Below are 24834 nucleotides of genomic sequence, written 5' to 3'. Positions count from 1 at the left end.
TTTCAAATTCGAGATGAGTCGATTTCACTGAAATCGACCGGCACTCGCCACAGATACCAAGCAGCGATGGTTCGGTAAGGCGCGAAGCGCTCGGCAAGCCGGGCCATTTGCCGGTGAGACGGTTTGAGTTCGAGAGCATACAGTCGCCGATAGCCTTCGCACACGCCGAAGTCGCTCGCTGGCATCACATCCAGCTGACCGAGCCCGTAAATGAGCATCATCTCCACGGTCCAGCGCCCCACTCCCGGTAGCTGGATCAGGCGTTCGACCAGCGCTTCGTTGCCCATCGCCAGCGCAGCACTGACCTCGGGCACCAGACCGTCCAGCCGCGCAGCGGCAATCGCCTTGATCGCCCGGCATTTGGACGCCGAGAAGCCACAGGAGCGCAGTGCCTGGTCATCCAGCTCGACCAGCGCCTGTGCCCCGGGAAAGCTGACCTCTGGAGAGCTGTCGTCCCGAAACAGCGCGCGCAATCTACTGACCATCGCGTCGCCCGCCCGGGCATGCAATTGCTGATAGGCAACGGCCTTGACCAGCGCCTGAAACGGGTCCTGCGCTGCGCTGACCGGATGCAGACAAGGTCCGACATGGTCGATCAGCAATTGCCATTGCGGGTCTATGGACCTGAGCGACGCCACCGCCTGGGCATGCTCGCGGTCAGCGCTGTCTGATTCTGATGACATGATGATTTCCGGATTGAAGCGCCCTGAAGGGCAACCACGGTTTACAAAAGCGTTGAAAATGATCGCTGATTTTCGAAGACAGCGGAACGTTCAAAACACCGTGATCGATTAGCTGAACCTGACCTGAACGACCTGCTAAAAACCAAAGACAGATAAAAAACAACTATCCGCATTCAAGAATGAGTATCATTATGTTACGCAGTGTTTCAGGTCTATGGCCTGCTGCGACACCTTCACCCTTCAGCTTTGACCCGGTGAGATATGCTCGTTCCCTTTTTGATCATGCTGCGCGAAGGCATCGAAGCCGCGCTTATCGTTGGCATTATCGCCAGTTACCTGAAGCAGACCGGCCGCGGCGAGTGGATGCCTGCAGTGTGGATCGGCGTATTTCTGGCTGCCGCGCTCTCGCTGTTCGTCGGTGGCGGGCTTGAGTTGATGAGCGCCGAGTTTCCGCAGAAGCAACAGGAACTGTTCGAAGGCATCGTCGGCCTTATCGCTGTCGGCATTCTCAGCTCGATGGTGTTCTGGATGCGCAAGGTCGCACGGTCGATCAAACACGCGCTGCACGAATCACTCGACGCTGCCCTCACCGGCTCGAAAAACCAGACCTACGCGCTGATCGCCATGGTGTTTTTCGCCGTGGCCCGCGAGGGCCTGGAGACCGTATTCTTTCTGCTCGCTGTATTCCAGCAGAGCGAAGGCTCCGGTGCACCATTGGGCGCCCTGCTCGGCCTGCTGCTGGCGGTCGGTTTCGGCGTGGCCATCTACAGCGGCAGCATGCGCCTGAACCTGAGTCTGTTTTTCCGCTGGACCGGGCTGTTCATTCTGGTAGTGGCGGCGGGCATTCTCGCCAACTCCGTTCAGGCACTGCATGAAGCCGGGGTCTGGAATCACCTGCAGGAAGTGGTCTTCGACATCAGTGCGCTGTTACCGATGGACGGCCCTGCCGGTTCGGTACTGGCAGGCATGTTCGGTTACCAGGACGCGCCGACGGTCAGCACCCTGAGTGCTTACCTGATTTACCTGATCGGGGCGCTGCTGCTGTTCTTCAAGCCGCATACCCCGACCGCTGGCAAGGTCATGCAGCCAAACACATCTTCTGTTACGAACGAATAAGGGCCTCCATGTCTAACCGTCCTTCAGGGCCTTCCGGGAAAGCCCGGCCGCCCCGTGTCCTGCGATTGGCAGTCGCCGGCTCAGTGATCCTGATGATCGCCGCTGGCGGGCTGTTCTACTATGCCTCGCAGGTCGCGGCCAAAAAGCGCGCAGCCAATGCCGGTACTGAAACCGTGGTCAATATCCACGCGCACAACTGCGAACCGAACGCCTTGACGGTTGCCGCGGGCAAGAACGCCTTCCGCATCGTCAACCGCTCCGAGCGCGCCGTCGAATGGGAAATCCTCGATGGCGTGCTGGTAATTGAAGAACGGGAAAACATCGCACCAGGGCTGAGCCAGGTGATCAACGCCAACCTGGCGCCCGGCGATTACGCGATTACCTGCGGTCTGCTGAGCAACCCGCGCGGCACCCTGCACGTCACGCCGACGGCAGAGTCGGATGCCAAGGCCAAAGCGCGTCCGTCCATGACCGCCTTCATCGGTCCGCTCTCCGAATACCGCGTGTACCTGAGCCTGCAGAGCTCGGCGTTGATCAAGGCCGTCACCGCTCTGCAACAGGCCATTGATGCCGGCGACCTGAGCGCCGCCCAAGCGGCCTACCTGCCCGCCCGCGCCGCCTACCAGCGCATTGCACCGGCTGCACAGCGCCTCGCCGAGCTGGACAATGCGATCAATGCCCGCGCCGACTATTACGAAAAACGTGAACAGGACCCCGGTTTTGGCGGCTTCCACCGCATTGAATACGGCCTGTACGAGCAACACAGCGTCGAGGGCCTGGCGCCCGTCGCGCAGCGTCTGCAAACCGATGTCACCCAGCTCAAGCAACAGTTGATGGCGCAATCGCTGGCACCCGAACAACTGGCGGCCATTGCCACTCGCACACTGCGCAGCCTGGCTGAGGTACGCAGTAACGGCGAAGAGGAACGCTACAGCCACAGCGACGTCAACGGCTTTGCAGCCAACCTGGACGGCACCCGCAAGATCGTCGACCTGCTGCGTCCGTTGCTGACCCGCAGTGCGGGCGATCTGCTGCAGAAGATCGATGCAGCCATGGCTGATCTGGACACCACGCTTGATGCGTTGAGCACCGCCGATGGTGGCGTGCGCCCCTACGATCAGGTGGATGAGACGCAGCGCAAGCAGATCGCAGCCAAGGCTGGCGCTCTGGCTGACGCGCTCAATGGCATAGACCCGGCACTTGGCCTTTCCGGCCTCTGATTTACTGGAGCACAGCACACCACGATGAAAAATCCGGACAGCAATCCAGACACAAGCAACGCTCCGGCCTCCGCGCAACGCCGCCGCGTTCTGATGGGGCTCGGCGCTGCAGGGGCCGCGCTGGCTGGCAGCAGCCTGAGTGGCAATGTACTTGGCGCAGCACCTGCGCAAGTCGCCGAAGCGCCGAACAGTGAGAAAACGCAGGACCACAACGAGTTTCACGGCCTGCATCAGAGCGGTATCGTCAACCCGCGCCCGGCAGCGGGCATGCTGGTGGCGTTCGATGTTCTGGCCGCCGACCGTGAAGACCTGGAGCGTCTTTTCCGCACGTTGAACGAGCGCATCGCGTTCCTGATGACCGGTGGCCCGGTGCCGGAGATCGATCCGAAACTGCCGCCGCCAGACTCGGGCATTCTCGGTCCGGTGGTGACCCCGGACAACCTGACCATCACCGTGTCGGTGGGCGAATCGCTGTTCGATGAGCGTTTCGGCCTGGCCCCGCTCAAGCCGAAACGCTTGAGCCGCATGACCGGTTTCCCCAACGATGCGCTGGATCCGGCCAGTTGCCACGGCGACCTGAGCATTCAGTTCTGCGCCAACACCGCCGACAGCAACATCCATGCGCTGCGCGACATCGTCAAGAACCTCCCCGACCTGCTGCTGGTGCGCTGGAAACAGGAAGGCACCGTGCCGCCCCAGGCACCGAAAAAACCCGGTCAGCCGCCGGAAAGCGCGCGCAACTTCCTGGGTTTCCGGGACGGTTCGGCGAACCCGGACTCCAACAACCAGAAGACCATGAACGAGCTGGTCTGGGTGCAGCCGGGCAGCGATGAACCGGCCTGGGCCGCCAATGGCAGCTATCAGGCGGTGCGCATCATCCGCAACTTCGTCGAGCGTTGGGACCGCACGCCATTGCAGGAGCAGGAATCGATTTTCGGCCGCAGCAAAAGCACGGGTGCACCCATGGACGGCAAGGTCGAGAGCGATGTGCCCAACTACGCGGCAGACCCGGAAGGCAAGAAAACCCGGCTGGATTCGCACATCCGCCTGGCCAACCCGCGTACCGCCGAAAGCCAGCGCAACCTGATCCTGCGCCGCCCGTTCAATTACTCCAACGGGGTAAACAAGAACGGTCAGCTGGACATGGGCCTGCTGTTCATCTGCTACCAGGCCGATCTGGAAAAAGGCTTCATTACGGTACAGAGCCGACTTAACGGCGAGCCGCTGGAGGAATACCTCAAACCGGTCGGTGGCGGCTATTTCTTCACCCTGCCGGGGGTAAACGGCGACCAGGATTACATCGGTCGCTCACTGCTGGCGGCCGTAGCGCCCACTAAAAACGCATGACCTATCCACTCCTGACCCGGAAGACACTCATGAAAAAGACGCCCCTGGCTTTGCTCCTGACCCTTGGCCTGCTCCAGACCCCGCTGGCTGCCTTTGCCGCCACCGCGCCGCTGGATCTGGTAGGCCCGGTGTCGGACTACAAGATTTACGTGACCGAAAACATTGAAGAACTGGTCAGCCACACCCAGAAATTCACCGATGCCGTGAAAAAAGGCGACATCGCGACAGCCAAAAAGCTCTACGCCCCTACCCGCGTTTACTACGAGTCGGTAGAACCGATTGCCGAACTGTTCAGTGACCTGGACGCGTCCATCGACTCACGCGTCGACGACCATGAACAAGGCGTGACGGCAGAAGACTTTACTGGCTTCCATCGTCTGGAATATGCGCTGTTCTCGCAGAACACCACCAAGGATCAGGGCCCTATCGCCGACAAGCTGTTGAGCGACGTCAAGGACCTGGAAAAGCGCGTGGCCGACCTGACCTTCCCGCCTGAAAAAGTCGTCGGCGGCGCAGCAGCCCTGCTGGAAGAAGTGGCAGCGACCAAGATCTCCGGCGAAGAAGACCGTTACAGTCACACTGACCTGTATGACTTCCAGGGCAACATCGACGGCGCGAAGAAAATCGTCGACCTATTCCGCCCGCAGATCGAACAGCAGGACAAGGCCTTCTCCAGCAAAGTCGACAAGAACTTCGCCACCGTGGACAAGATCCTCGCCAAGTACAAGACCAAGGACGGTGGCTTTGAAACCTACGACAAGGTCAAAGAGAACGACCGCAAAGCCCTGATCGGCCCGGTCAACACCCTGGCAGAAGACCTCTCGACCCTGCGCGGCAAACTGGGCCTGAACTGATCCGAAGCGCCGCGCCTGCTCAAGCTGCGGCTCTTTGCCGTGCCCGTGGTCACTGCACCTGAGTGTGACGCAGAGCGTCACGAACGGCATTCCCACGCGGAGCGTGAGGAACGATAGTCATCAGATTCCGGGCCGTGCCTCTAGCCCGACTACTCTAAAGTGCTTTTCGGGCACGATGGCACTGACGACGCAGAGTGCGACGTAAGTGACGGCTGAGTCCTGGCGCTGATCCGGGGGTAGCCTGGCAGGACGCCAGGCTAGCCGCACCGGGCCATGGAGGGCCCGTTGCGGCGACCCCCGGATCAGTGACAGGGCGAAGGAACCCGACGAAGTCGGGCCGGAAACGGAGCTGCGGGCTTTGCCTACTTTGGCCCCATCAAAGTAGGTCGCCGAGGGGCGAAAAGGTGACCTGAGCCGAACCTCAAATCCACCTGACAAAGAAAAAACCGCCATGTGACGCGGAGCGTCACGAACTGCATTCCCACGCTGGAGCGTGAGGAACGATAGTCATCAGCCTCTCAGCTATGCTTCTAAAACGCTTTTCAACCACGATGGCACTGAAGACGCAGAGTGCGACGTCAGTGACGGCTGAGTCCTGCCGCTGATCCGGGGGTAGCCTGGCAGGACGCCAGGCTAGCCGCACCGGGCCATGGAGGGCCCGTTGCGGCGACCCCCAGATCAGTGTCAGGACGAAGGAACCCGACGAAGTCGGGCCGGAAACGGAGCTGCGGGCTTTGCCTACTTTGGCCCCATCAAAGTAGGTCGCCGAGGGGCGAAAAGGTGACTTGAGTCGAACTCTAATCCATCTGATATCACAGAACCGCTGTGTGACGCAGAGCGTCACGAACTGCATTCCCACGCGGAGCATGAGGAACGATAATCTCACTACCGCTATCGTGCGACGCTCTGCGTCCGTTCCTAGATCCCGCTGAACCAGTTGTAGCCCTGATCCTCCCAGTACCCGCCAGGGTTTTCGTTACTGACGAAAATCTCGACGATGTGCTTGGGGTTCTTGAAGCCCAGCTTGGTCGGCACCCGCACCCGCAACGGGTAACCGTAATCCGGTGGCAGCGCCACTTCGCCGAAGTCCAGCGCCAGCAACGTCTGCGGATGCAGCGCGGTGGGCATATCCAGGCTTGAGTAATAACGATCAGCGCACTTGAAACCGACGAAACGCGCCGTCGTATCAGCACCGATGTACTCCAGGAAGGTCTTCAGCGGCACGCCGCCCCACTGCCCTATCGCACTCCAGCCCTCGATACAGATCAACCGTGTGATGTCCGTGCGTTGCGGCAATTTGCGCAGCGCCTCCAGCGTCCACGGCTGCTTGTCCCGCACCAGCCCCGAGACCGCCAGCTGGTAATCGGAAAGATCGAGCTCCGGCACATTGTATTCAGGGTAGAACGCATTGAACGGGAACGGGTTGGTCAACTGCGCCTTGCTGTAGGTCGGCGCCAGCTTCTGGCCATTGAACAGCCAGGCCTGAACCCGGTCATTCCAGCGCGACATGGCCCACAGCACTTTGTCGACCTGATCGCCATCCTGCAGGTTGCAGCCCGTGAGCATCGACATCGCGCCCACGGTCAGCCCCGCGCGCAGAAACGAGCGGCGCTGAATATCGACCAGCTGGCGCTCCTGCGCGGGCTCCAGGCGGATACGCTGAGTGATGCGTTTACGTGGTTCGTTCATGATTGCGCAGTTCCGTCTTCGTTCGGCTGGCGGCCGCCGGTAATCATTGGCAGCAAGGTACTGGGCACCAGCACGACCAGCACCAGATGGACGATGACAAACGCGCCGATGGCGGTCATCGCCCCGAAATGTACCCAACGGGCGAAATCGAATCCGCCCAGCAGACTGACCAGCCCCTGAAACTGCACCGGCTTCCAGATCGCCAGGCCGGACAGCACCACCAGCACGCCCATGGCCAGCACCAGCCAGTACATCAACCGTTGCACGGCGTTGTAACGGCCTTTGACGTGGACCAGTCGAAAATGCAGCGCGTCACTCATGTCACGCGTCACTTCGGACGGCCGGACCGGCAGCAGGTCGCGTTTGAAATGGCGGCTGAACACGCCATACAACACATAAATCAGGCCGTTGATGACCAACAGCCACATCACCGCGAAGTGCCAGGCAATTGAACCGCCCAGCCAGCCGCCGAGTGTCAGGAATTTGGGAAAGGTGAATGGCATCAGTGGCGATGCGTTGTAGATCGCCCAGCCGCTCATGAACATACAGACCATGCCCACGGCATTGACCCAGTGGGTCAGGCGCACCGGCCACGGATGAATGGGGCGGGTTTTCATGTCGAGATCCCTCTGATCAGGCATGGAAGGAGATGTCAGGGGCAGCCCTGTGACCCTGACAACCCTGGCGGTGATTACATCGGCGGCGTGAAACCGTTCTTGCCGACTGCCACACCGCGAGCGGACTTGCCGTCGTCAGCCGGGAATACCACGACCTTGGCGCCCTTGGTCAACTGGTCAACCTTGCCTGGCTCGACGTAGGCGATAGGCACGTCCTGCGGCACCACCAGTTTCTTCTCGCCACCCTCGTATTTGACGGTCAGCGTGCGGCCATCGGTGCCGGCCAGCGTGCCAACGGTGCCATTGGTCATGGTGCCGGTGCTGCCATCAGCGTTTTCCCAGCCATAGTGACCTTCGCCGCTGCCTTTGAGGCTGGCTTCAAAAACGGTCACTTCCAGCGCTTTCAACGTACCGTCCGCCTGCGGAATGGCAGCCGAACCGACAAAACTGTCGCCTTTGATTTGCTTGAAGTCGGCTTCGGACACAAGACGAATACCGGTCTTGTCAGTCAGCTTGATGCTTTCGTGCTGCCCCGAACGGGTGGTGAAATCGAGGGTGTCGGCGCTGACGCTGTCGACGGTCCCGCGCATGGGTTTGACCACCTTCATGTCGGCAGCCTGGGTCATGACAGCGGCACTGAGCAACAGCAGGCCGAACGTAGTAGAGAGTGCAGTCTTCATCGGTACTTCCTTGGCAGGTGAGATCTGAAACCCATCTTTGCACCGCTACCGGCACCGCAGAATGACCGGGCAATGACATTTTTGTCATTCGCCGGACACCTTGTCGGCAACTGGTTAGACTCCGGCATCGGCGCACCATGGGTGCAGGCAAAAGCGTAGCGGACAAAACGATGCATATCCTGCTGATTGAAGATGACACCAAAACCGGCGAATACCTGAAGAAGGGTCTGGGCGAGTCCGGCTACAAGGTGGACTGGACCCAGCACGGGGCCGACGGCCTGCACCTGGCGCTGGAAAACCGCTACGACCTGATCGTGCTGGACGTGATGCTGCCGGGCATCGACGGCTGGCAGATCATCGAAGTGCTGCGCGCCCGGCAGGACGTGCCGGTGCTGTTTCTCACCGCGCGCGACCAGTTGCAGGACCGGATTCGCGGCCTGGAACTGGGCGCCGACGATTATCTGGTCAAGCCGTTTTCCTTCACCGAACTGCTGCTGCGCATCCGCACCATCCTGCGCCGGGGCGTGGTGCGCGAAGCTGATCATTTTCATCTGGCCGATCTGGAACTGGACCTGCTGCGCCGCCGCGTAACGCGCCAGCAGCAGGTCATTGTGCTGACCAACAAGGAGTTCGCCCTGCTGCACCTGCTATTGCGTCGCGAAGGCGACGTATTGTCCAGGGCGCAGATTGCCTCGGAAGTCTGGGACATGAATTTCGACAGCGACACCAATGTCGTGGACGTCGCCATCAAGCGCCTGCGCAGCAAGGTCGACCTGCCCTACCCGGTAAAGCTCATCCACACCGTGCGTGGCATCGGTTATGTGTGCGAGGTGCGGCCATGCGACGCCAGCCTTCCCTGACCCTGCGCTCGACTCTGGCATTTGCCCTGGTAGCGATGCTCACCGTCAGCGGCGCCGGCCTGTACCTGTATCAGTCCATCGAAGAAACGGTCATGCAACGCAGCGACCATGCCGTGCTCGCGCGGCTGGACCACTTTCGCAAGCTGTTGCGCTATGACCTGACCATGGACAACCTCAAAGGCAGCCCGCAGCTGTTCGAGAACATGCTCGACAGTGAAGAAGACATCTTCATCATCGGCGAGCCGGGCAAGTCACCGGTCATCTCGGTCAACCCGCAGCACGCCCCCCTGCCGGAGCTGCCGACGGTGGCGCAGGACCAACCGCTGCGGGTCGATGACCTGCGCAGCGGCATCAGCCTGCAAGGCGTGCCGTTGCGCGCTGCTGCCGTGCAGGTGATGTCCAACGGTGTCGAAGTACGCTTGCAGGCTGCGCACCTGATGGTCAAGGAAATGGCCATGCTCGCCAGCTTCCGTCAGCGCATCTATATAGCCGTGGCCCTGGCGTTTCTGATCACCGCAGCGCTGGGCTATGTGCTGCTGCGCCGCGGCTTGCGTCCGCTGCGCAGAATGGCCGCCCATGCTGCAGCAATCACCCCGGCCAGCCTGCACAAACGCCTCGACAGCCGTGATACGCCCATCGAACTGCAACAACTGAGCGACGCCTTCAACGCCATGCTTGACCGTCTGGACGATGGCTACCGACGCCTGATGCAGTTTTCTGCCGATCTGGCCCACGAAATCCGCACACCGGTCGGCTCGCTGATGGGCCATTGCCAGGTCGCCTTGCGCCAGAACCGCAGCGCCGATGAATATCAGGCGCTGCTGGCCTCCAATCTGGAAGAACTGGAGCGCATCTCGCGGCTGGTGGAAAGCATCCTGTTTCTGGCACGGGCGGACGAAGCCCAGGCCGCGCTGGAGCGTCAGTCGCTGGATCTGCATGATGAACTGCAAAGGGTCGCCGGCTATTTCGAGGGGCTGGCCGAAGAACGCAACCTGACCTTGAGCACCCACGGACAAGGTACGCTGCTGGCCGATCCGATTTTGCTGCGGCGTGCATTGAGCAATCTGGTCGCCAATGCGATTCGCTACGCCGATGAAGACAGCGAGATTCTGATGCGGGTGACGGCTGTGAACAGGCACTGGAAGATCGATGTCGAGAACCAGGGACCGGTGCTGCCGGAGGCGACCCTTGCACGCTTGTTCGATCGTTTTTATCGCGGTGACGCTTCACGCCATGAGCGTTCGGACTCCAACGGTCTGGGGCTGGCGATCGTCACGGCAATCATGCAACTGCATGGCGGTCGGGTCGAAGTCGCTCAACCCGCCGTCGGCAGAATCTGCTTCAGTCTGATATTTCCGGCCGCCTGAAGCCTGCGCTGCGCAAGGATCAATTCTTTTTCTCGTGGGCAATGGCCAGCTTGTAGAACGTGGCCGAGCCGCCTTCCGTGGTGTAGCCGGTATTGTCCTGGGTATAGACCCCTGCCTTGAAATAGAACAGTTTGCTGGCCCAGGCTGAATCGAGCTTGGCGTACCAGACCGAGTCAAAGGCATTGACCGTCAGATCGCCAGACGGCGACAGATTGATGGTGTAGTTGAACTGCTTATCGAGCGGCACACCCTGGGCGATGGTGATGACCTCGATTTCCGAGTCCGGCGTACGACGAAACTTGGCGACGATATTGCCGGTCTTCAGCTTCTCCTTGTACTGATACTCCACCTTCAGCAACGGTTCGGTGCTCTGGTAGCAGTGGATCTGGCCGATCACGATCTTGCCGCTGGAAGGCACCTGATCGACTTCCAGTGTCGCGCGCAGAAAGTTGTCGGCACTGGAGTAAGCCCAGTTGAAGACTCTTCCATCTGAAGTCGTCTCGCGCAATTCGGAACGCGGGTACTTGGCGTTTTCGGTGGTCGAACCGGTCACCGGCGCCCAGAAAAACAGCGTATCCCCGGATTGAAAGTAGCCATCCCGATAACCCCTTACCAACTTGGGGGTTTCGATAATGGTCGCAGGGCTTCCGACAGGTACGGAGAGATTCCAGGTAGCAAGGTCGATCATGGCGTAACTCGCAAGGTGCGCATCGCACCGACAGAATGGCTCTGGAACGGGTGTGCTGGCCCGTTCGGTCATCCAGACTATCGGCTGAATCGTTTACTTTTTAAACAGCCTCGACAACGCTTTGGCGTCAACAAACCGTCTAAAAATGACTGATGCCATCACTTCAATATCAATTGTTGCGATGCGGCCATGTGCCACCGTCGAGCTGCAAGCGTTGATTCACGTGAAGAAGTTTTCTGTGAACCGCGTCATTTTTTTGAATGTATCGAGGTGGATACAGCGCAAAAAAACGCGAAATACCGACAGACGGTAGCAATTATCTTCATGGCAAATGAACTTCCGCTGCGTGAAGCGGACCAAGGCACCCTTTTTAGAGCATCACGTCGCCTCGAAACACGCTTTCAGCCGGTTAAAAAGAAAGCACCTCCGCCTGGCGGCTCCGGGTTGACTGTAAGCAGTTGTTACGAGATATTAGTTAGCAAGCTATTTATCTCCCTGCTAACAATATCGCTCCTAACTAAATTCCTGGTATTTCCATGTCTGTCGAATCCCTCCATCGGACAATCAGCAGTGGCCTGGTGGCCGCGTCTCGCCAATGGCGACGCATCTGTCAGAACACGCTGGTGACCTATGGCATTTCCGAAGCCTGTGCAGGTCCGCTGCTGGCCATCGCCCGTCTGGGCGATGGCGCACATCAGGTAAAAGTGGCCCACGCGGCAGGTATGGAAAGTCCGACGCTGGTGCGTCTGCTCGACCAATTGTGCAAGGCCGATATCGTTTGCCGCACTGAAGACCCGAACGACCGCCGCGCCAAGGCCTTGAGCCTGACGCGCAAAGGTCGCGCACTGGCGTGTTCGATCGAAGCCGAGCTGACCCGCTTGCGTGCCGAAGTGCTGCAAGGGCTGCAACCTGCCGACCTGGAGGCCACCTTGCGTGTGTTACAGGCGTTTGCCGATGCCGCGCAGCGCGAACACGGGGGCCAGGCTTGAACGGATTTTTCTCCAGCGTTCCACCGGCACGTGACTGGTTCTACGGTGTACGCACCTTCGGCGCGTCGATGCTGGCGTTGTACATCGCCTTGTTGATGGAAATGCCTCGCCCCTACTGGGCAATGGCCACGGTCTACATCGTCTCCAGCCCCTTCGTCGGCCCGACCAGTTCCAAGGCCCTGTACAGAGCAGCCGGAACCCTGGCCGGTGCCGCAGCATCAGTGCTGCTGGTGCCCATGTTCGTGCAGACGCCCTTGTTGCTGGCCATCGTGGTCGGGCTGTGGACCGGCACCCTGTTGTTTCTGTCCCTGCACTTGCGCACCGCCAACAGCTACGCCCTGATGCTGGCCGGCTACACCATGCCGCTGATTTCGCTGCCGGTGGTCGACAACCCGCAGGCGGTGTTCGACATCGCGGTGTCGCGTACCGAAGAGATTTTTCTCGGCATCATCTGCGCCGCCGTCGTGGGTGCGATGTTCTGGCCCAGACGCCTGGCACCGGTGTTTCAGGCCACCACGGAAAAATGGTTCAGCGATGCTGCGACCTACAGTCAGCGCTTTATAAGCCGCACCTGTCAGCCCGAAGAAATCGGCACGCTGCGCAATTCGATGGTCGGCAGCTTCAACTCGCTGGAAATGATGATCGGCCAGTTAAGCCACGAAGGCGCCCGCAAGCAAACCGTACGCAACGCCAATGAACTGCGCGGCAGGATGATCCACCTCCTGCCGGTCATCGATGCACTGGATGACGCACTGTGGGCGCTGGAACGACGCACGCCCGAGCTGCTGGCAAGCATCAAACCCTTGTTGCACAAGGCTTGCGACTGGCTCGAAAGCACTGCCGACGGGCCGCAGCTGGAGCAATGGCAGCAGCTGCATCGCGATGTACAGAGCCTGCAACCGGACTCCGCGCAACTGGACGACCGCGATCAACTGCTGCTTTCCAATACGCTGTTCAGGCTGGGTGAGTGGATCGACCTGTGGCTGGATTGCCGAACCCTGCAATACGCGATCAAGACCGACGACCAGTCACAGTGGCGCGCGGTCTATCGCCACTGGCGCCTGGGCCGGCTGACCCCGTTTCTCGATCGCGGTCTGATGCTCTATTCGGTGACTTCGACGGTGCTGGCGATCATCGCCGCGTCGGTGCTGTGGATTCTGCTCGGCTGGAAAGACGGCGCAAGTGCGGTAGCACTGGCGGCGGTGTCGTGCAGCTTCTTTGCCGCCATGGATGACCCTGCCCCGCAAATCTACCGGTTCTTCTTCTGGACCCTGCTCTCGGTGGTGTTCGCCAGCCTGTACCTGTTTGTGGTGCTGCCCAACCTGCATGACTTCCCGATGCTGGTGCTGGCCTTTTCCGTGCCGTTCATTTGCGTCGGTACCCTGACCGTGCAACCGCGCTTCTTTCTCGGCACGCTGCTGACCATCGTCAACACCTCGTCATTCATCAGTATCCAGAGCGCTTATGACGCGGACTTCATGAACTTCATCAATTCCAACCTGGCGGGTCCCGCCGGACTGCTGTTCGCCTTCATCTGGACCCTGGTGTTCCGCCCGTTCGGCGTCGAGTTGGCCGTCAAGCGCCTGACCCGTTTCAGCTGGCGTGACATCGCCAGTCTCAGTGAAGACGCTTCTCTGGCCGAGCATCGGCGCATGGGTGTGCAAATGCTCGACCGCCTGATGCAGCAACTGCCGCGCCTGACGCTCACCGCCCAGGACACCGGGATCGCCCTGCGTGAACTGCGCGTCGCGCTGAACATGCTCGATCTGCTGGCCTACACCCGCCGCGCCACGCCTGCGGCCCAGGTGCTGTTGCGTCAGGTGATCGACGAAGTCAGCGGCTATTTCAAACTTTGTCGCAAGGCCGGCGAACGGCTGCCCGCGCCCAGGGGCCTGCTGATGGCCATGGACCGCGCACGCCGTTCGCTGACCGATCAGGAGATGGGCGACAACCCGGCCCGGCTGCACCTGTTGCATGCCCTCAGCGGCCTGCGCCTGGCCCTGCTGCCAGGGGTCGAGATCGTCACCGTGGGCGGCGAACTGACCGAGCAACTGCCGCATAACATCGATGGAGCGCCCCTGTGATCGGTGATCTGGATATCAGCGGTATCTTCATCCCCACGTTCCTGGCGATGATGGGCATCGCCTATCTGCTGTTTCTTGTCGTGCACGCGGTGCTGTCGCGTGCCCACTTCTACCGTCTGGTCTGGCACCGGGCTTTGTTCAACGTAGGTCTATACGCTTTGTTGCTCGGCGCCGTGGATACTCTAAGTCGATACCTGATGACATGAAAAAACCGATACTGACACTGGGCCGCGTGGTCCTGACCCTGCTGGTTGTCACCCTGGCCGCCGTGGTCGTATGGCGCATGGTGATGTATTACATGTATGCACCGTGGACGCGCGACGGGCATATCCGCGCCGACATCGTGCAGATCGCACCGGACGTGTCCGGGCTGATCCAGAAGGTCGAAGTCACTGACAACCAGCCCGTGCACAAGGGCCAGGTCCTGTTCACCATCGACCAGGACCGCTTCCGTCTGGCGCTGCGCCAGGCGCAGGCGACGGTCGCCGAACGTCAGGAAACCTGGGAGCAGGCGCGTCGCGAGAACAAGCGTAACCGTGGTCTGGGCAATCTGGTTGCCCGCGAGCAACTGGAAGAAAGCCAGTCCCGCGAAGCTCGGGCCCTTTCGGCACTGGGCGAATCCAAGGTTGCGGTGGATGCCGCGCAGTTGAACCTGGATCGCTCGGTGATCCGCAGTCCGGTGGACGGCTACCTCAACGACCGCGCACCCCGCGAACATGAGTTCGTCACTGCCGGGCGTCCGGTGCTTTCGGTGGTCGATTCGACGTCGTTCCACATCGATGGCTATTTCGAGGAAACCAAGCTTGATGGCATCCATGTCGGCCAGGGCGTCGACATCCGTGTCATCGGCGACAACGCCCGGCTGACCGGCCACGTGGTGAGTATCGTTGCCGGTATCGAAGACCGCGACCGCAGCAGCGGCTCGAACCTGCTGCCCAACGTCAACCCGGCCTTCAGCTGGGTGCGTCTGGCGCAGCGGATTCCGGTGCGGATCGCCTTCGATGACGTGCCTGCCGATTTCCGCATGATTGCCGGGCGTACCGCGACGGTATCGATCATCGACGACACGCAGGAGCGCAGCCGATGAAACGTGCTTTACGCGTGGCCGCGCTCGGCTTTACCGCCGTGCTCTCGGCCTGCCAGATGGTCGGCCCGGATTACCAGTTGCCCAAAGAGGGCGCGATCAACCGTCCGGACCTGCAGGGTGAACTGGCCGGCCGCTCGGTCAACACGGTTTCGGCCCCGGTGCCTGCGCACTGGTGGCGCCTGTACCAGGATGCGCATCTGGATGAGCTGGTGCGCCAGGCTATCGCGTCCAATACCGACCTGCGCATCGCCGCCGCCAACCTGCAGCGTGCCCGCTATCAGACCTCGGAAGCCGAGGCGGCTGGCGGCTTTACCAACGGCGCGAAGATCGGCGCCCAGCGTGTGCAGGAGTCGGGCGAAGCGTTTCTGCTGACCGACAAGGTGCCGGTGGCCAATGTGGGCGACGTGGGTCTGACCACCTCGTACCAGTTCGATCTGTTCGGCACCTTGCAGCGTGGTATCGAAGCGGCGCAGGCCAATGTCGATGCCAATCAGGCGGCGGTGGATACGGCACACATCACGGTGGTCGCCGATGTGGTGCGCGCCTACACGCAGATTTGTGCGGCCAACGAAGAGCTCGACATCGCCCGCGAATCACTGGACCTGCAACAACAGAGCGTGACCCTCAACCAGCGCCTGCGCGATGCCGGGCGTGGCGATGAAACCCAGGTCACTCGCTCGCAGACGCAGTTCAAGTCGTTACGCGCCGAAATGCCCCGTTACGAGGCACGCCGTCAGGCTGCGATGTTCCGCCTGTCGATGCTGCTGGCCAAACCTGTCGAGCAACTGCCTGCCGGGGTGAGCACCTGTAACGAGTTGCCGCAGATTGCGCAGGTCATGCCTGTGGGCGACGGCGCAGCGCTGCTCAAACGCCGCCCGGATGTGCGCCAGGCTGAACGCCATCTGGCCATGTCGACTGCCGAGATCGGCGTTGCCACCGGCGAGCTGTATCCGGACATCAGCATCGGCGCGAGCATTGGCACCACCGGCCTGATCGAGAACCTCGGCAAACCGGCGGCCAATCGCTGGGGCTTCGGGCCGCTGTTGAACTGGACCATCCCGTCCAATGGCTCACGCGCCCGCATCCATCAGGCCGAAGCCTCGGCGCAGGCGTCCCTGGCGCGCTTTGACGGTGTGGTGCTCAACGCCATCCGTGAAACCCAGACCGGCCTGGCGCAATACACCGCCCTGCTCGACCGCCGCGACGCCCTTAAAGAAGCCGAGCAGTCAGCCAAAGAAGCGGCTGACCAGACGCACCGCTTCTATCAGGCCGGACGCGCTTCGTTCCTCGCCGACCTGCAAGCCACTCGCACCTACACCGACGTACGCGCGCAGATGGCCGAAGCCAACACCCAGGTGGCGATGGGGCAGATCAATCTGTTTCTGGCACTTGGCGGCGGCTGGGAGAAGGATGACGTGGCGCAGAAATAGGATGGGCGTTCGCTCGGCCATCAGGCCTCGTTCGGATGGATGGATTACATCGCAATTTGCGTTGTCAGTGCCATCGTGATCGAAAAGCACTGCGTTGGCAGCGGTTGCGGGCAACGCATGAGGTTGTGTCGCATTAGAATCAAATACTGACTATCGTGCCGACGCTCCGCGTCGGCATGCAGTTCGTGACGCTCCGCGTCACACAGCGTTTTTTTGATGTCAGGTAGATTGGGGTTCGACTCAGGTCACCTTTTCGCCCCTCGGCGAGTCACTTTGAAGGGGCCAAAGTGACCAAAGCCCCTGGCTCCGTTTCCGGCCCGACTTCGTCGGGTTCCTTCGCCCTGGCACTGATCCGGGGGTCGCCGCACCGGGGCCATCCATGGCCCGGTGCGGCTAGCCTGGCGTCCTGCCAGGCTACCCCCGGATCAGCGCCAGGACTCAGCCGTCACTTACGTCGCACTCTGCGTCGTCAGTACCATCGTGTTCGAAAAGCACTTTAGAGTAGTCGGGCTATAGGCACGGCCCGGAACCTGATGACTATCGTTCCTCACGCTCCGCGTGGGAATGCAGTTCGTGACGCTCTGCGTCACACAACGGTTTTTCTTTGTCAGGTGGATTTGGGTTAGGCTCAGGTCACCTTTTCGCCCCTCGGCGAGTCACTTTGATGGGGCCAAAGTGACCAAAGCCCGCAGCTCCGTTTCCGGCCCGACTTCGTCGGGTTCCTTCGCCCTGACACTGATCCGGGGGTCGCCGCAACGGGCCATCCACGGCCCGGTGCGGCTAACCTGGCGTCCTGCCAGGCTACCCCCGGATCAGCGCCAGGACTCAGCCGTCACTTACGTCGCAATTTGCGTCGTCAGTACCATCGTGGTTGAAAAGCACTTTAGATTAGTCGGGCTAGAGGCACGGCCCGGAACCTGATGACTATCGTTCCTCACGCTCCGCGTGGGAATGCAGTTCGTGACGCTCCGCGTCACACAGCGGTTTTTTGATGTCAGGTAGATTGGGGTTCGGCTCAGGTCACCTTTTCGCCCCTCGGCGAGTTACTTTGATGGGGCCAAAGTGACCAAAGCCCCTGGCTCCGTTTCCGGCCCGACTTCGTCGGGTTCCTTCGCCCTGGCACTGATCCGGGGGTCGCCGCACCGGGGCCATCCATGGCCCGGTGCGGCTAGCCTGGCGTCCTGCCAGGCTACCCCCGGATCAGCGCCAGGACTCAGCCGTCACTTACGTCGCACTCTGCGTCGTCAGTGCCATCGCGGTTGAAAAGCGCTTCAGAGCAATTTGGCTAAAGGCACGGCCCGGAACCTGATGACTATCGTTCCTCACGCTCCGCGTGGGAATGCAGTTCGTGACGCTCCGCGTCACACAGCGGTTTTCTTTGTCAGGTGGATTGAGATTCAACTCAGGTCACCTTTACGGCGGCTATAAAGACCTCTTCACGAGCAAGCGAAGCGTCGCCCGGCAGGCTCCCGCAGGTCTTGTGTGCTTGCACTCAACCACCCAATGCTCCTAGGCTCACCCGACCTTTGATTCGGGAAGCACCATGGACAGCTCTCTCAGCCGCCGCGAGCGGCTGCATATTGTTATTTTCGAGGCCAATACGCCTGCCGGGCGTACGTTTGACAAGGCGGTGCTGGTCGCGATTCTGCTCAGTCTGCTGGTCACCATTATCGACAGCATCGAGAGTATTCATCGTGATTACGCGATGCTCTTCGCGTGGATCGAATGGGGCTTCACGCTGATGTTTGCCATCGAATACATTCTGCGCGTCTATTGCTCGCCACGGCCGCTGAAGTACGCGTTCAGTTTCTACGGGCTGGTGGACCTGCTGGCCATCGTGCCGGGCGTGCTGTCGATCTATTACAGCGATGCGCAATACCTGCTGATCGTGCGGATCATCCGCATGCTGCGGATCTTCAGGGTGCTCAAGCTCGGCACGTATCTGCGTCAGGCCAATTACCTGCTGGCGGCGCTGCGTGGCAGCAAGCAGAAGATCATCGTCTTTCTGGTCACGGTGTCTACACTGGTCACCGTGTTTGGCACGCTGATGTACGTGATCGAAGGTCCGGAGCATGGTTTCACCAGCATTCCCAAGGGCATTTACTGGGCTATCGTGACCCTGACGACGGTGGGCTTTGGCGATATCGTGCCCAAGACCCCGCTCGGCCAGATGCTCTCCTCGCTGGTGATGATTACCGGCTACTCGATCATCGCCGTGCCCACCGGGATATTCACCGCCGAGCTGGCCAATGCCATGCGCGGCGAGCAGCTGAAACACGACTGCCCGGTGTGCTCGAAAAACCTTCACGAGCATGGCGCGGCGTTCTGCTCACGTTGTGGCAATCAATTGTTTAAAAAAACCGAGCACAAGGCATAAGCAAAGATCTTTTCGGTCTTTAAACCGCAGGCGCGATGCTGATAGTGTCGCGGCATTAAGCCATCAGGCTTGTTACACGACTCTTCATCTCAAGGACCCTGCAGTGAATAAACTCTTCGCCGCCTCGCTACTGGCCGCCGGCCTGGCCTTTGCCAGCGCTGCCCAGGCAGCCCCGACGCTGCTCAACGTCTCCTACGACGTGATGCGTGATTTCTACAAGGACTACAACAGCGCCTTCCAGAAACACTGGAAAGCCGAGAAGAATGAAGATGTGACTGTGCAGATGTCCTTCGGCGGGTCGAGCAAGCAGGCGCGTTCGGTCATCGACGGGCTGCCGGCCGACGTGATCACCATGAACATGGCCACTGATATCAACGCCCTGGCCGACAATGGCAAGCTGGTACCGGAAGACTGGGTCAACCGTCTGCCGAACAACAGTGCGCCGTTCACCTCGGCCACGGTGTTCATCGTGCGCAAGGGCAACCCGAAGGCCCTCAAAGACTGGCCGGACCTGATCAAGGATGGCGTGGAAGTCATCGTGCCCAACCCGAAAACCTCCGGCAACGGCCGCTACACCTACCTGTCGGCCTGGGGTTACACCCTGAAAAAAGGCGGCGATGAAGCGGCGGCGAAGAAATTCGTCGGTGATCTGTTCCGCCATGTGCCAGTCCTTGATACCGGCGGTCGCGGTGCGACTACAACCTTCATGACCAACCAGATCGGCGACGTGCTGGTCACCTTCGAGAACGAAGCGGAAATGATCGCCCGCGAATTCGGCCGTGATCAGTTCGAAGTGGTTTACCCCTCCGTGTCGGCAGAAGCCGAGCCACCGGTGAGTGTGGTCGACAAGGTGGTGGACAGGAAGCAGTCGCGCGCCCTGGCCGAAGCCTACCTGAAATACCTGTGGTCACCGGAAGGCCAGGAGATCGCTGCCAAAAACTACCTGCGCCCGCGTGACCCGCAGGTGCTGGCCAAGTACACGGATCGCTTCCCGAAAGTGGACTTCCTCTCGGTGGAGAAAACCTTCGGTGACTGGCGCACGGTGCAGAAGACCCACTTCATCGACGGTGGTGTATTCGACCAGATCTATCCGGGCAAATAAGCCGCTCAGGCAATGCAAAACGGCGACCTTCGAGGTCGCCGTTTTTATTGAAGCCTGAATCATTTACTGAACTGTTTGCCCAGCCCTGCCGGCACACCACTGACATCAGTCGCCTGCCACGGACCGTTGGGGCTGGTCGCCCAGCTCCAGCCGTCATTCCACTGGTAGTAAGTGCGCTGGCGATAGAAAGTGTTGGGCTGATCGTCCATCACGTACACGCCCAGGCGCGGGTCCCAATGGCTGCCGCCGCCCGGTGGCGGCGCGAAGCTGGCCGAGGTCTTCGGCGCTGCGGCAGGCGCCTTGGCAGGCTCCGAAGGCGCAGGACCCGGACGCGGTGCGCCGGGCTGCTGGCCACCCGGCAGGTTGAGGATCGGATCCTGGCCATGTGGCGGTGCCGGATGCTGGACAGCACAGGCACTCAGGCCAACGACCAGACCCAACAAGGTGATGCGTGCGGTACGGTACATAAGCGAATTCTCTAGTTATCCGGACTGTCGATGATCAATGCCTGCTGAACCCCGGAATCACTGGCCAGTGGCTGACTGCGGCCGACCCACTCACCGGTGGTTGGCTGCCCTGCGCGAGACACTCGCGCAACCAGTTGGACTTGCGCAAAGTTCGACAGGTTCAGTTGCGGCATCATCGCGTCGGAATCGCTCAGTTCCACGTTGGCAGGCAGGTCCGCCACGGTAATGCGTTTGACCGCCAGGGGGGCCGCCGGCCCCTTGATGGCGCGGGCGAAGATGAACACGCTGTCGCTCGGCCTTACTTTGCCCTGAAGCGCAGGAGCCAGCTCGACATGAATTCTTATCGACTTCGCTTTCACCGCAGGCGCAACGTCTGCAGCGCGTTTGGCGAGGTTTTCTCTGGCGCGGGCAATACCGCCTTCCAGTGCCGAACGCGATGCGTCATCTGCGGGCAGTGCCGCGAGCAGCCGGGTCCAGTAATCCACCGCCGCCTGATAGCGCTGTGTTTCGAACGCGGCAATCCCGAGCAGACCAAGGCTGGTGACTTCCCTGGGGTCAGCCTGCAGCGCTTCGTCGGTCAGCACCTGCACCTGTGGCGTGAAATGCTTGTCGCTGGCGAAGTACAGCGCCTGGGCCCACTGCCCGAGCAATTCGGGCTGCCTTCCGGCCAGCGCCACTGAACGCTCGAACATCTGCGCGGCATCACCCGGGCGGTTCTGTGCCATATAGCTGCGCGCCAGAAAATACAGGTTTTCGGCTGAATCCGGCTGAGCCTGCACACTACGCTCCAGACGCCGGGTCATGTCTGCCAGCGAGGTCGGGGGTCGAGCGAATTCGCGACTCAATTCAACCCGGTCACTGGCACCCAGCTCGAGATAGCCTGCCAGCCCCAATACCGGCACCAGCACCGCGGCCAGCACCAGCCAGGGCTTGCCCAGACGCGATGTCCGGGCGGGCTCTGCACCTTCGGTGTCGGCCAGCAGCTCGCGCGCTGCTTCGGCACGTGCCGCCTGCAGTTGCGCCAACGACAACACGCCCTGCTCCTGCTGAACCTGCAGCTCGCTCAGTCGCTCCTGATACAACGCCACGTTGAGAGCCGTGCGGTCTTCTTCCCGTTGCGCGCGATGGCCACGCAGCAGCGGAATCAGCAGAAAGCTCAGCGCAACCACCAGCAACAGTCCGGTTGCCATCCAGAAATCGATCATGTGCGGTGGTCATCCAGCAAGGTGGCGAGACGCTGCCTCTCATCGTCGGAAAGCCCGTCGGCCTGCGCCGATTGCGCCTTGCGGCGGCGGCCAACGATAAACCCGATCACCACAAGGCCGCCGACCAGCAGGCCGGCCGGCCCGAACCACAGCAGCCAGGTGCGTGCCGTCAGGCTCGGCTTGTAGCGAACGAAATCGCCATAGCGTTCGACCATGAAATCGATGATTTGCTGATTGCTCTGCCCTTCTCCCAGCATGCGGTAGATTTCCTTGCGCAAGTCAGCGGCAATCGGCGCATTGGAGTCGGCGATGTCCTGATTCTGGCATTTCGGGCAGCGCAGCTCTCTGGTGAGTTCGCTGTAGCGCGCGCGCTCGGCGTCGTCGCGAAAGGCATAGGCATCGATGGCCGCGTGGGCAATGCCGGCGCACAGCACGCTGAGCAGGACGATCAACAGGCAGCGCTTCATGGCCGCGCCTCATCAATCAGTTGCTGATAACGCGCCGCAAGTTTTTCGCGCCACACTGCGTCGTCGATGACCCCGACGTGTTTGTAACGAATGACGCCCTGAGCATCGATCAAAAAGGTTTCCGGCGCACCGTACACCCCCAGGTCGAGGCCCAGAGAGCCGTCCTTGTCACGAATATTCAACTGATAAGGATCATGGAATTCCTTGAGCCATTTCAGCGCGTCAGCGTTGACGTCCTTGTAATTCACGCCGTAGATCAGCACGCCCTGCTGCGCCAGCCGGGTGAGCACCGGATGCTCCACCCGGCAAGCCACGCACCAGGTGCCCCAGACGTTGACCAGCGCAGGTTTGCCGAGCAGATCGGCACGGCTCAACATCCGCTCGCCCTGCACCGCCGGTAGCAAGAATGCCGGAAAAGGCTTTTCGATCAGTGCCGAGGGTAGCTCGGCGGGGTCCAGATACAAACCGCGATACAAAAACGCCGCCACGCCCAGAAACAGCGCCAGTGGCAACACCATGACCCAGCGTCTCATTGTGCAGCTCCCGACATACCCAATGCCTCGCGCACCTTGTTCTTTACCCGAGTGCGATAACGCCGATCCAGCGCCGCCAGCACACCGCCCAGACCGGTCAGCAGGCCGCCGAGCCAGATCCAGCGCACAAACGGTTTGACATGAACCCGAACGGCCCACGCACCATCGCCCAACGGTTCACCCAGAGCGACATACAGGTCACGGCTGAAACCGGCATCAATGCCCGCTTCGGTCATCATCGACTGTTGCACGATGTAGAGGCGCTTCTCCGGGTGCAGTTCGGTCAGTTGAACGCCGTCGCGCAACACGCGAACCGTGCCCCGATCAGAGGTGAAGTTCGGCCCTTCATAATGCCGGGCACCCTCGAAGACAAAGGTATACCCACCCAGTTCGGTGGACTCGCCGGGAGCCATGCGCAAATCGCGCTCGGCGCTGTTCTGGCTCGACAGCACCACGCCCAGCGCACACACGACAATGCCAAGGTGCGCCAGCTGCATGCCCCAATAGCTGCGGGTCAGACCGCGTGCGCCGCTGAGCAGACCCTTGTGGCGGGTCTTGTCGAGCAGGTCGCGAACCCCGGCCAGCAGCACCCAGGCGGCGAGCATCAGGGTCGCCAGCACCGCCCACTGGAAATCGCCCAGCAGCAGACCGGCAAGCACCGCCAAGACGACGCTGCCAACCAGTACCGGGGCCAGCATGCCGAGCAGCCATTTCAGCGGCGTATCCTTCCAGCGCACCAGTACGCCGACCGCCATGACCACCAGCAACAGGCCCATCAATGGCACGAACAACGTATTGAAGTACGGCGGCCCGACCGACATCTTGGCGCCGCTCATGGCATCGATCACCAGCGGATAAAGGGTGCCCAGCAGAATCATGGACGCGGCAACCACCAGCAACAGGTTATTGCCCAGCAGCAGGGTTTCCCGTGACCACAAGCCGAATCCGACCTGGCTTTTGACCCCCGGTGCGCGAATCGCGAACAGGGTCAGCGAACCGCCCACCACGACCAGCAGGAACATCAGGATGAACACGCCGCGCGCCGGGTCCGAGGCAAAGGCGTGCACGGAAGTCAGGACCCCGGAACGGACCAGGAAGGTGCCGAGCAGGCTCAGTGAAAACGCAGCAATGGCCAGCAATACCGTCCAGCTCTTGAACACACCACGTTTTTCCGTGACTGCCAGCGAGTGAATCAGTGCAGTGCCGACCAGCCAGGGCATGAACGAGGCGTTTTCCACCGGGTCCCAGAACCACCAGCCACCCCAGCCCAGCTCGTAATACGCCCACCACGAGCCCAGGCTGATACCGATGCCAAGAAAGGCCCAGGCCACCAGCGTCCACGGCCTGGACCAGCGCGCCCAGGCAGCGTCGAGGCGGCCGCCGAGCAAGGCGGCGATGGCGAACGCAAAGGCCACGGAGAAGCCGACATAGCCCATGTACAGCATCGGCGGATGCACGATAAGGCCAATGTCCTGCAACAACGGGTTCAGATCACGTCCATTCGCTGGCATCTGCGGCAACAGACGCGCGAACGGGTTGGAGGTGAGGATCAGAAACAACAGGAAACCCAGGCTGATCATGCCCATCACGGCGAGGACCCGCGCCAGCATCACCTGGGGCAGTTGCCGGGAAAACACCGACACAGCGAAGGTCCAGCCACCGAGAATCAAGGCCCAGAGCAGCAATGAACCTTCATGCGCGCCCCACACGGCGCTGAACTTGTAGTACCAGGGCAGCGCCGTGTTGGAGTTCTGCGCAACGTAGGCGACGGAGAAGTCGTCGACCATGAATGCATAGGTCAGGCAACCGAAGGCGAAAATCAGAAAGCTGAACTGGCCCCAGGCTGCCGGACGGGCAAGGCTCATCCATAAGCGATCGCCGCGCCATGCGCCGATCAGCGGAATGATGGCCTGCACCAGCGCAAAGCCGAGCGCCAGAATCATGGCCAGATGGCCGAGTTCGGGAATCATCG

The 24834-nt window shown here is 61.0% G+C and carries 23 protein-coding genes; 13 read left to right on the top strand and 10 right to left on the bottom strand.

From position 1 onward, the window contains the following. Positions 1-2: 2 nt before the first annotated feature. On the bottom strand, positions 3-683 hold the full coding sequence (locus tag JOE33_RS22865; protein WP_187625421.1) for a DNA-3-methyladenine glycosylase 2 family protein: 681 nt from the start codon (positions 681-683) through the stop codon (positions 3-5). Positions 684-944: 261 nt separating this feature from the next. On the opposite strand from JOE33_RS22865, the gene efeU reads away from it, so the two are divergent. Genes efeU through efeO (JOE33_RS22845) form a run of 4 tightly spaced genes read left to right on the top strand, consistent with a single transcriptional unit; the run spans position 945 to position 5220 of the window. Beyond that, a complete protein-coding gene (efeU, locus tag JOE33_RS22860; protein WP_003417759.1) occupies positions 945-1799 on the top strand; it encodes an iron uptake transporter permease EfeU in 855 nt (284 codons plus the stop codon). 8 nt (positions 1800-1807) lie between these two features. Then, the gene (efeO, locus tag JOE33_RS22855; protein WP_096126223.1) at positions 1808-3019 is read left to right on the top strand and encodes an iron uptake system protein EfeO; all 1212 of its coding nucleotides are present in this window, start codon (positions 1808-1810) and stop codon (positions 3017-3019) included. Between the two features lie 24 nt (positions 3020-3043). Next, positions 3044-4366 carry an iron uptake transporter deferrochelatase/peroxidase subunit gene (gene efeB / locus JOE33_RS22850; protein ID WP_032611691.1) on the top strand — a complete coding sequence of 441 codons (1323 nt, stop codon included), beginning with the start codon at positions 3044-3046 and terminating at the stop codon, positions 4364-4366. Between the two features lie 29 nt (positions 4367-4395). Next, positions 4396-5220: an iron uptake system protein EfeO gene (gene efeO, locus JOE33_RS22845; RefSeq protein ID WP_003417764.1), complete on the top strand. Its 825-nt coding sequence runs from the start codon at positions 4396-4398 to the stop codon at positions 5218-5220. Between the two features lie 918 nt (positions 5221-6138). Here efeO (JOE33_RS22845) and JOE33_RS22840 read toward each other — a convergent pair. From JOE33_RS22840 to JOE33_RS22830, 3 genes are all read right to left on the bottom strand, one after another. After that, a complete protein-coding gene (locus JOE33_RS22840) occupies positions 6139-6909 on the bottom strand; it encodes a molybdopterin-dependent oxidoreductase (protein ID WP_003344155.1) in 771 nt (256 codons plus the stop codon). Next, positions 6906-7526 carry a cytochrome b/b6 domain-containing protein gene (locus tag JOE33_RS22835; protein ID WP_010434351.1) on the bottom strand — a complete coding sequence of 207 codons (621 nt, stop codon included), beginning with the start codon at positions 7524-7526 and terminating at the stop codon, positions 6906-6908. Before JOE33_RS22835 ends, JOE33_RS22840 begins: the two co-directional genes overlap by 4 nt. 74 nt (positions 7527-7600) lie before the next feature. Next, positions 7601-8206 carry a hypothetical protein gene (locus tag JOE33_RS22830; protein ID WP_010434348.1) on the bottom strand — a complete coding sequence of 202 codons (606 nt, stop codon included), beginning with the start codon at positions 8204-8206 and terminating at the stop codon, positions 7601-7603. Positions 8207-8376: 170 nt separating this feature from the next. On the opposite strand from JOE33_RS22830, the gene JOE33_RS22825 reads away from it, so the two are divergent. Both JOE33_RS22825 and JOE33_RS22820 read left to right on the top strand, forming a co-directional pair. Next, positions 8377-9066 carry a heavy metal response regulator transcription factor gene (locus JOE33_RS22825; protein ID WP_002554192.1) on the top strand — a complete coding sequence of 230 codons (690 nt, stop codon included), beginning with the start codon at positions 8377-8379 and terminating at the stop codon, positions 9064-9066. Further along, positions 9045-10433 (top strand): heavy metal sensor histidine kinase, encoded by a 1389-nt coding sequence (locus tag JOE33_RS22820; protein WP_010434346.1) that lies wholly within the window; start codon positions 9045-9047, stop codon positions 10431-10433. The genes JOE33_RS22825 and JOE33_RS22820 overlap by 22 nt, the downstream gene beginning before the upstream one ends. A 19-nt stretch (positions 10434-10452) precedes the next feature. On the opposite strand, the gene JOE33_RS22815 is transcribed toward JOE33_RS22820, so the two are convergent. Beyond that, positions 10453-11121, bottom strand: coding sequence for a polysaccharide lyase family 7 protein (locus JOE33_RS22815; RefSeq protein WP_010434343.1), 669 nt, complete (start codon positions 11119-11121; stop codon positions 10453-10455). Between the two features lie 536 nt (positions 11122-11657). Between JOE33_RS22815 and JOE33_RS22810 the strand changes: the two genes are divergently transcribed. From JOE33_RS22810 to JOE33_RS22780, 7 genes are all read left to right on the top strand, one after another. Beyond that, positions 11658-12110, top strand: a complete 453-nt coding sequence (locus JOE33_RS22810) for a MarR family transcriptional regulator (RefSeq protein ID WP_010434340.1) — start codon at positions 11658-11660, stop codon at positions 12108-12110. Then, on the top strand, positions 12107-14194 hold the full coding sequence (locus JOE33_RS22805; RefSeq protein ID WP_032614757.1) for an FUSC family protein: 2088 nt from the start codon (positions 12107-12109) through the stop codon (positions 14192-14194). The genes JOE33_RS22810 and JOE33_RS22805 overlap by 4 nt, the downstream gene beginning before the upstream one ends. Then, entirely contained in the window at positions 14191-14400 is a 210-nt protein-coding gene (locus tag JOE33_RS22800; RefSeq protein WP_003315925.1) for a DUF1656 domain-containing protein, read from the top strand. Before JOE33_RS22805 ends, JOE33_RS22800 begins: the two co-directional genes overlap by 4 nt. Next, complete coding sequence (locus JOE33_RS22795; RefSeq protein WP_003344172.1) at positions 14397-15281, top strand: HlyD family secretion protein; 885 nt, start codon at positions 14397-14399, stop codon at positions 15279-15281. The genes JOE33_RS22800 and JOE33_RS22795 overlap by 4 nt, the downstream gene beginning before the upstream one ends. After that, positions 15278-16711: an efflux transporter outer membrane subunit gene (locus tag JOE33_RS22790; RefSeq protein WP_187625422.1), complete on the top strand. Its 1434-nt coding sequence runs from the start codon at positions 15278-15280 to the stop codon at positions 16709-16711. Before JOE33_RS22795 ends, JOE33_RS22790 begins: the two co-directional genes overlap by 4 nt. A gap of 1543 nt (positions 16712-18254) precedes the next feature. Then, positions 18255-19088 (top strand): ion transporter, encoded by an 834-nt coding sequence (locus JOE33_RS22785; RefSeq protein WP_187625423.1) that lies wholly within the window; start codon positions 18255-18257, stop codon positions 19086-19088. Between the two features lie 103 nt (positions 19089-19191). Then, a complete protein-coding gene (locus JOE33_RS22780; RefSeq protein WP_187625424.1) occupies positions 19192-20190 on the top strand; it encodes a sulfate ABC transporter substrate-binding protein in 999 nt (332 codons plus the stop codon). Positions 20191-20249: 59 nt separating this feature from the next. On the opposite strand, the gene JOE33_RS22775 is transcribed toward JOE33_RS22780, so the two are convergent. The 5 genes from JOE33_RS22775 to JOE33_RS22755 are packed head-to-tail and all read right to left on the bottom strand — an operon-like array spanning position 20250 to position 24832. After that, the gene (locus JOE33_RS22775; RefSeq protein WP_010436161.1) at positions 20250-20657 is read right to left on the bottom strand and encodes a hypothetical protein; all 408 of its coding nucleotides are present in this window, start codon (positions 20655-20657) and stop codon (positions 20250-20252) included. Between the two features lie 11 nt (positions 20658-20668). Continuing rightward, the gene (gene ccmI / locus JOE33_RS22770; RefSeq protein WP_187625425.1) at positions 20669-21862 is read right to left on the bottom strand and encodes a c-type cytochrome biogenesis protein CcmI; all 1194 of its coding nucleotides are present in this window, start codon (positions 21860-21862) and stop codon (positions 20669-20671) included. Continuing rightward, entirely contained in the window at positions 21859-22329 is a 471-nt protein-coding gene (locus JOE33_RS22765) for a cytochrome c-type biogenesis protein (RefSeq protein WP_122694464.1), read from the bottom strand. Before JOE33_RS22765 ends, ccmI begins: the two co-directional genes overlap by 4 nt. After that, the gene (locus JOE33_RS22760; protein ID WP_122694465.1) at positions 22326-22862 is read right to left on the bottom strand and encodes a DsbE family thiol:disulfide interchange protein; all 537 of its coding nucleotides are present in this window, start codon (positions 22860-22862) and stop codon (positions 22326-22328) included. The genes JOE33_RS22765 and JOE33_RS22760 overlap by 4 nt, the downstream gene beginning before the upstream one ends. Then, a complete protein-coding gene (locus JOE33_RS22755) occupies positions 22859-24832 on the bottom strand; it encodes a heme lyase CcmF/NrfE family subunit (protein ID WP_187625426.1) in 1974 nt (657 codons plus the stop codon). The genes JOE33_RS22760 and JOE33_RS22755 overlap by 4 nt, the downstream gene beginning before the upstream one ends. Between the last annotated feature and the right edge of the window lie 2 nt (positions 24833-24834).

Source organism: Pseudomonas sp. PvP027 (genome assembly GCF_017833005.1).
In the GTDB taxonomy this organism is placed as follows: Bacteria; Pseudomonadota; Gammaproteobacteria; order Pseudomonadales; family Pseudomonadaceae; genus Aquipseudomonas; species Aquipseudomonas congelans.
This window is presented reverse-complemented; position numbering and strand designations above follow the sequence as displayed.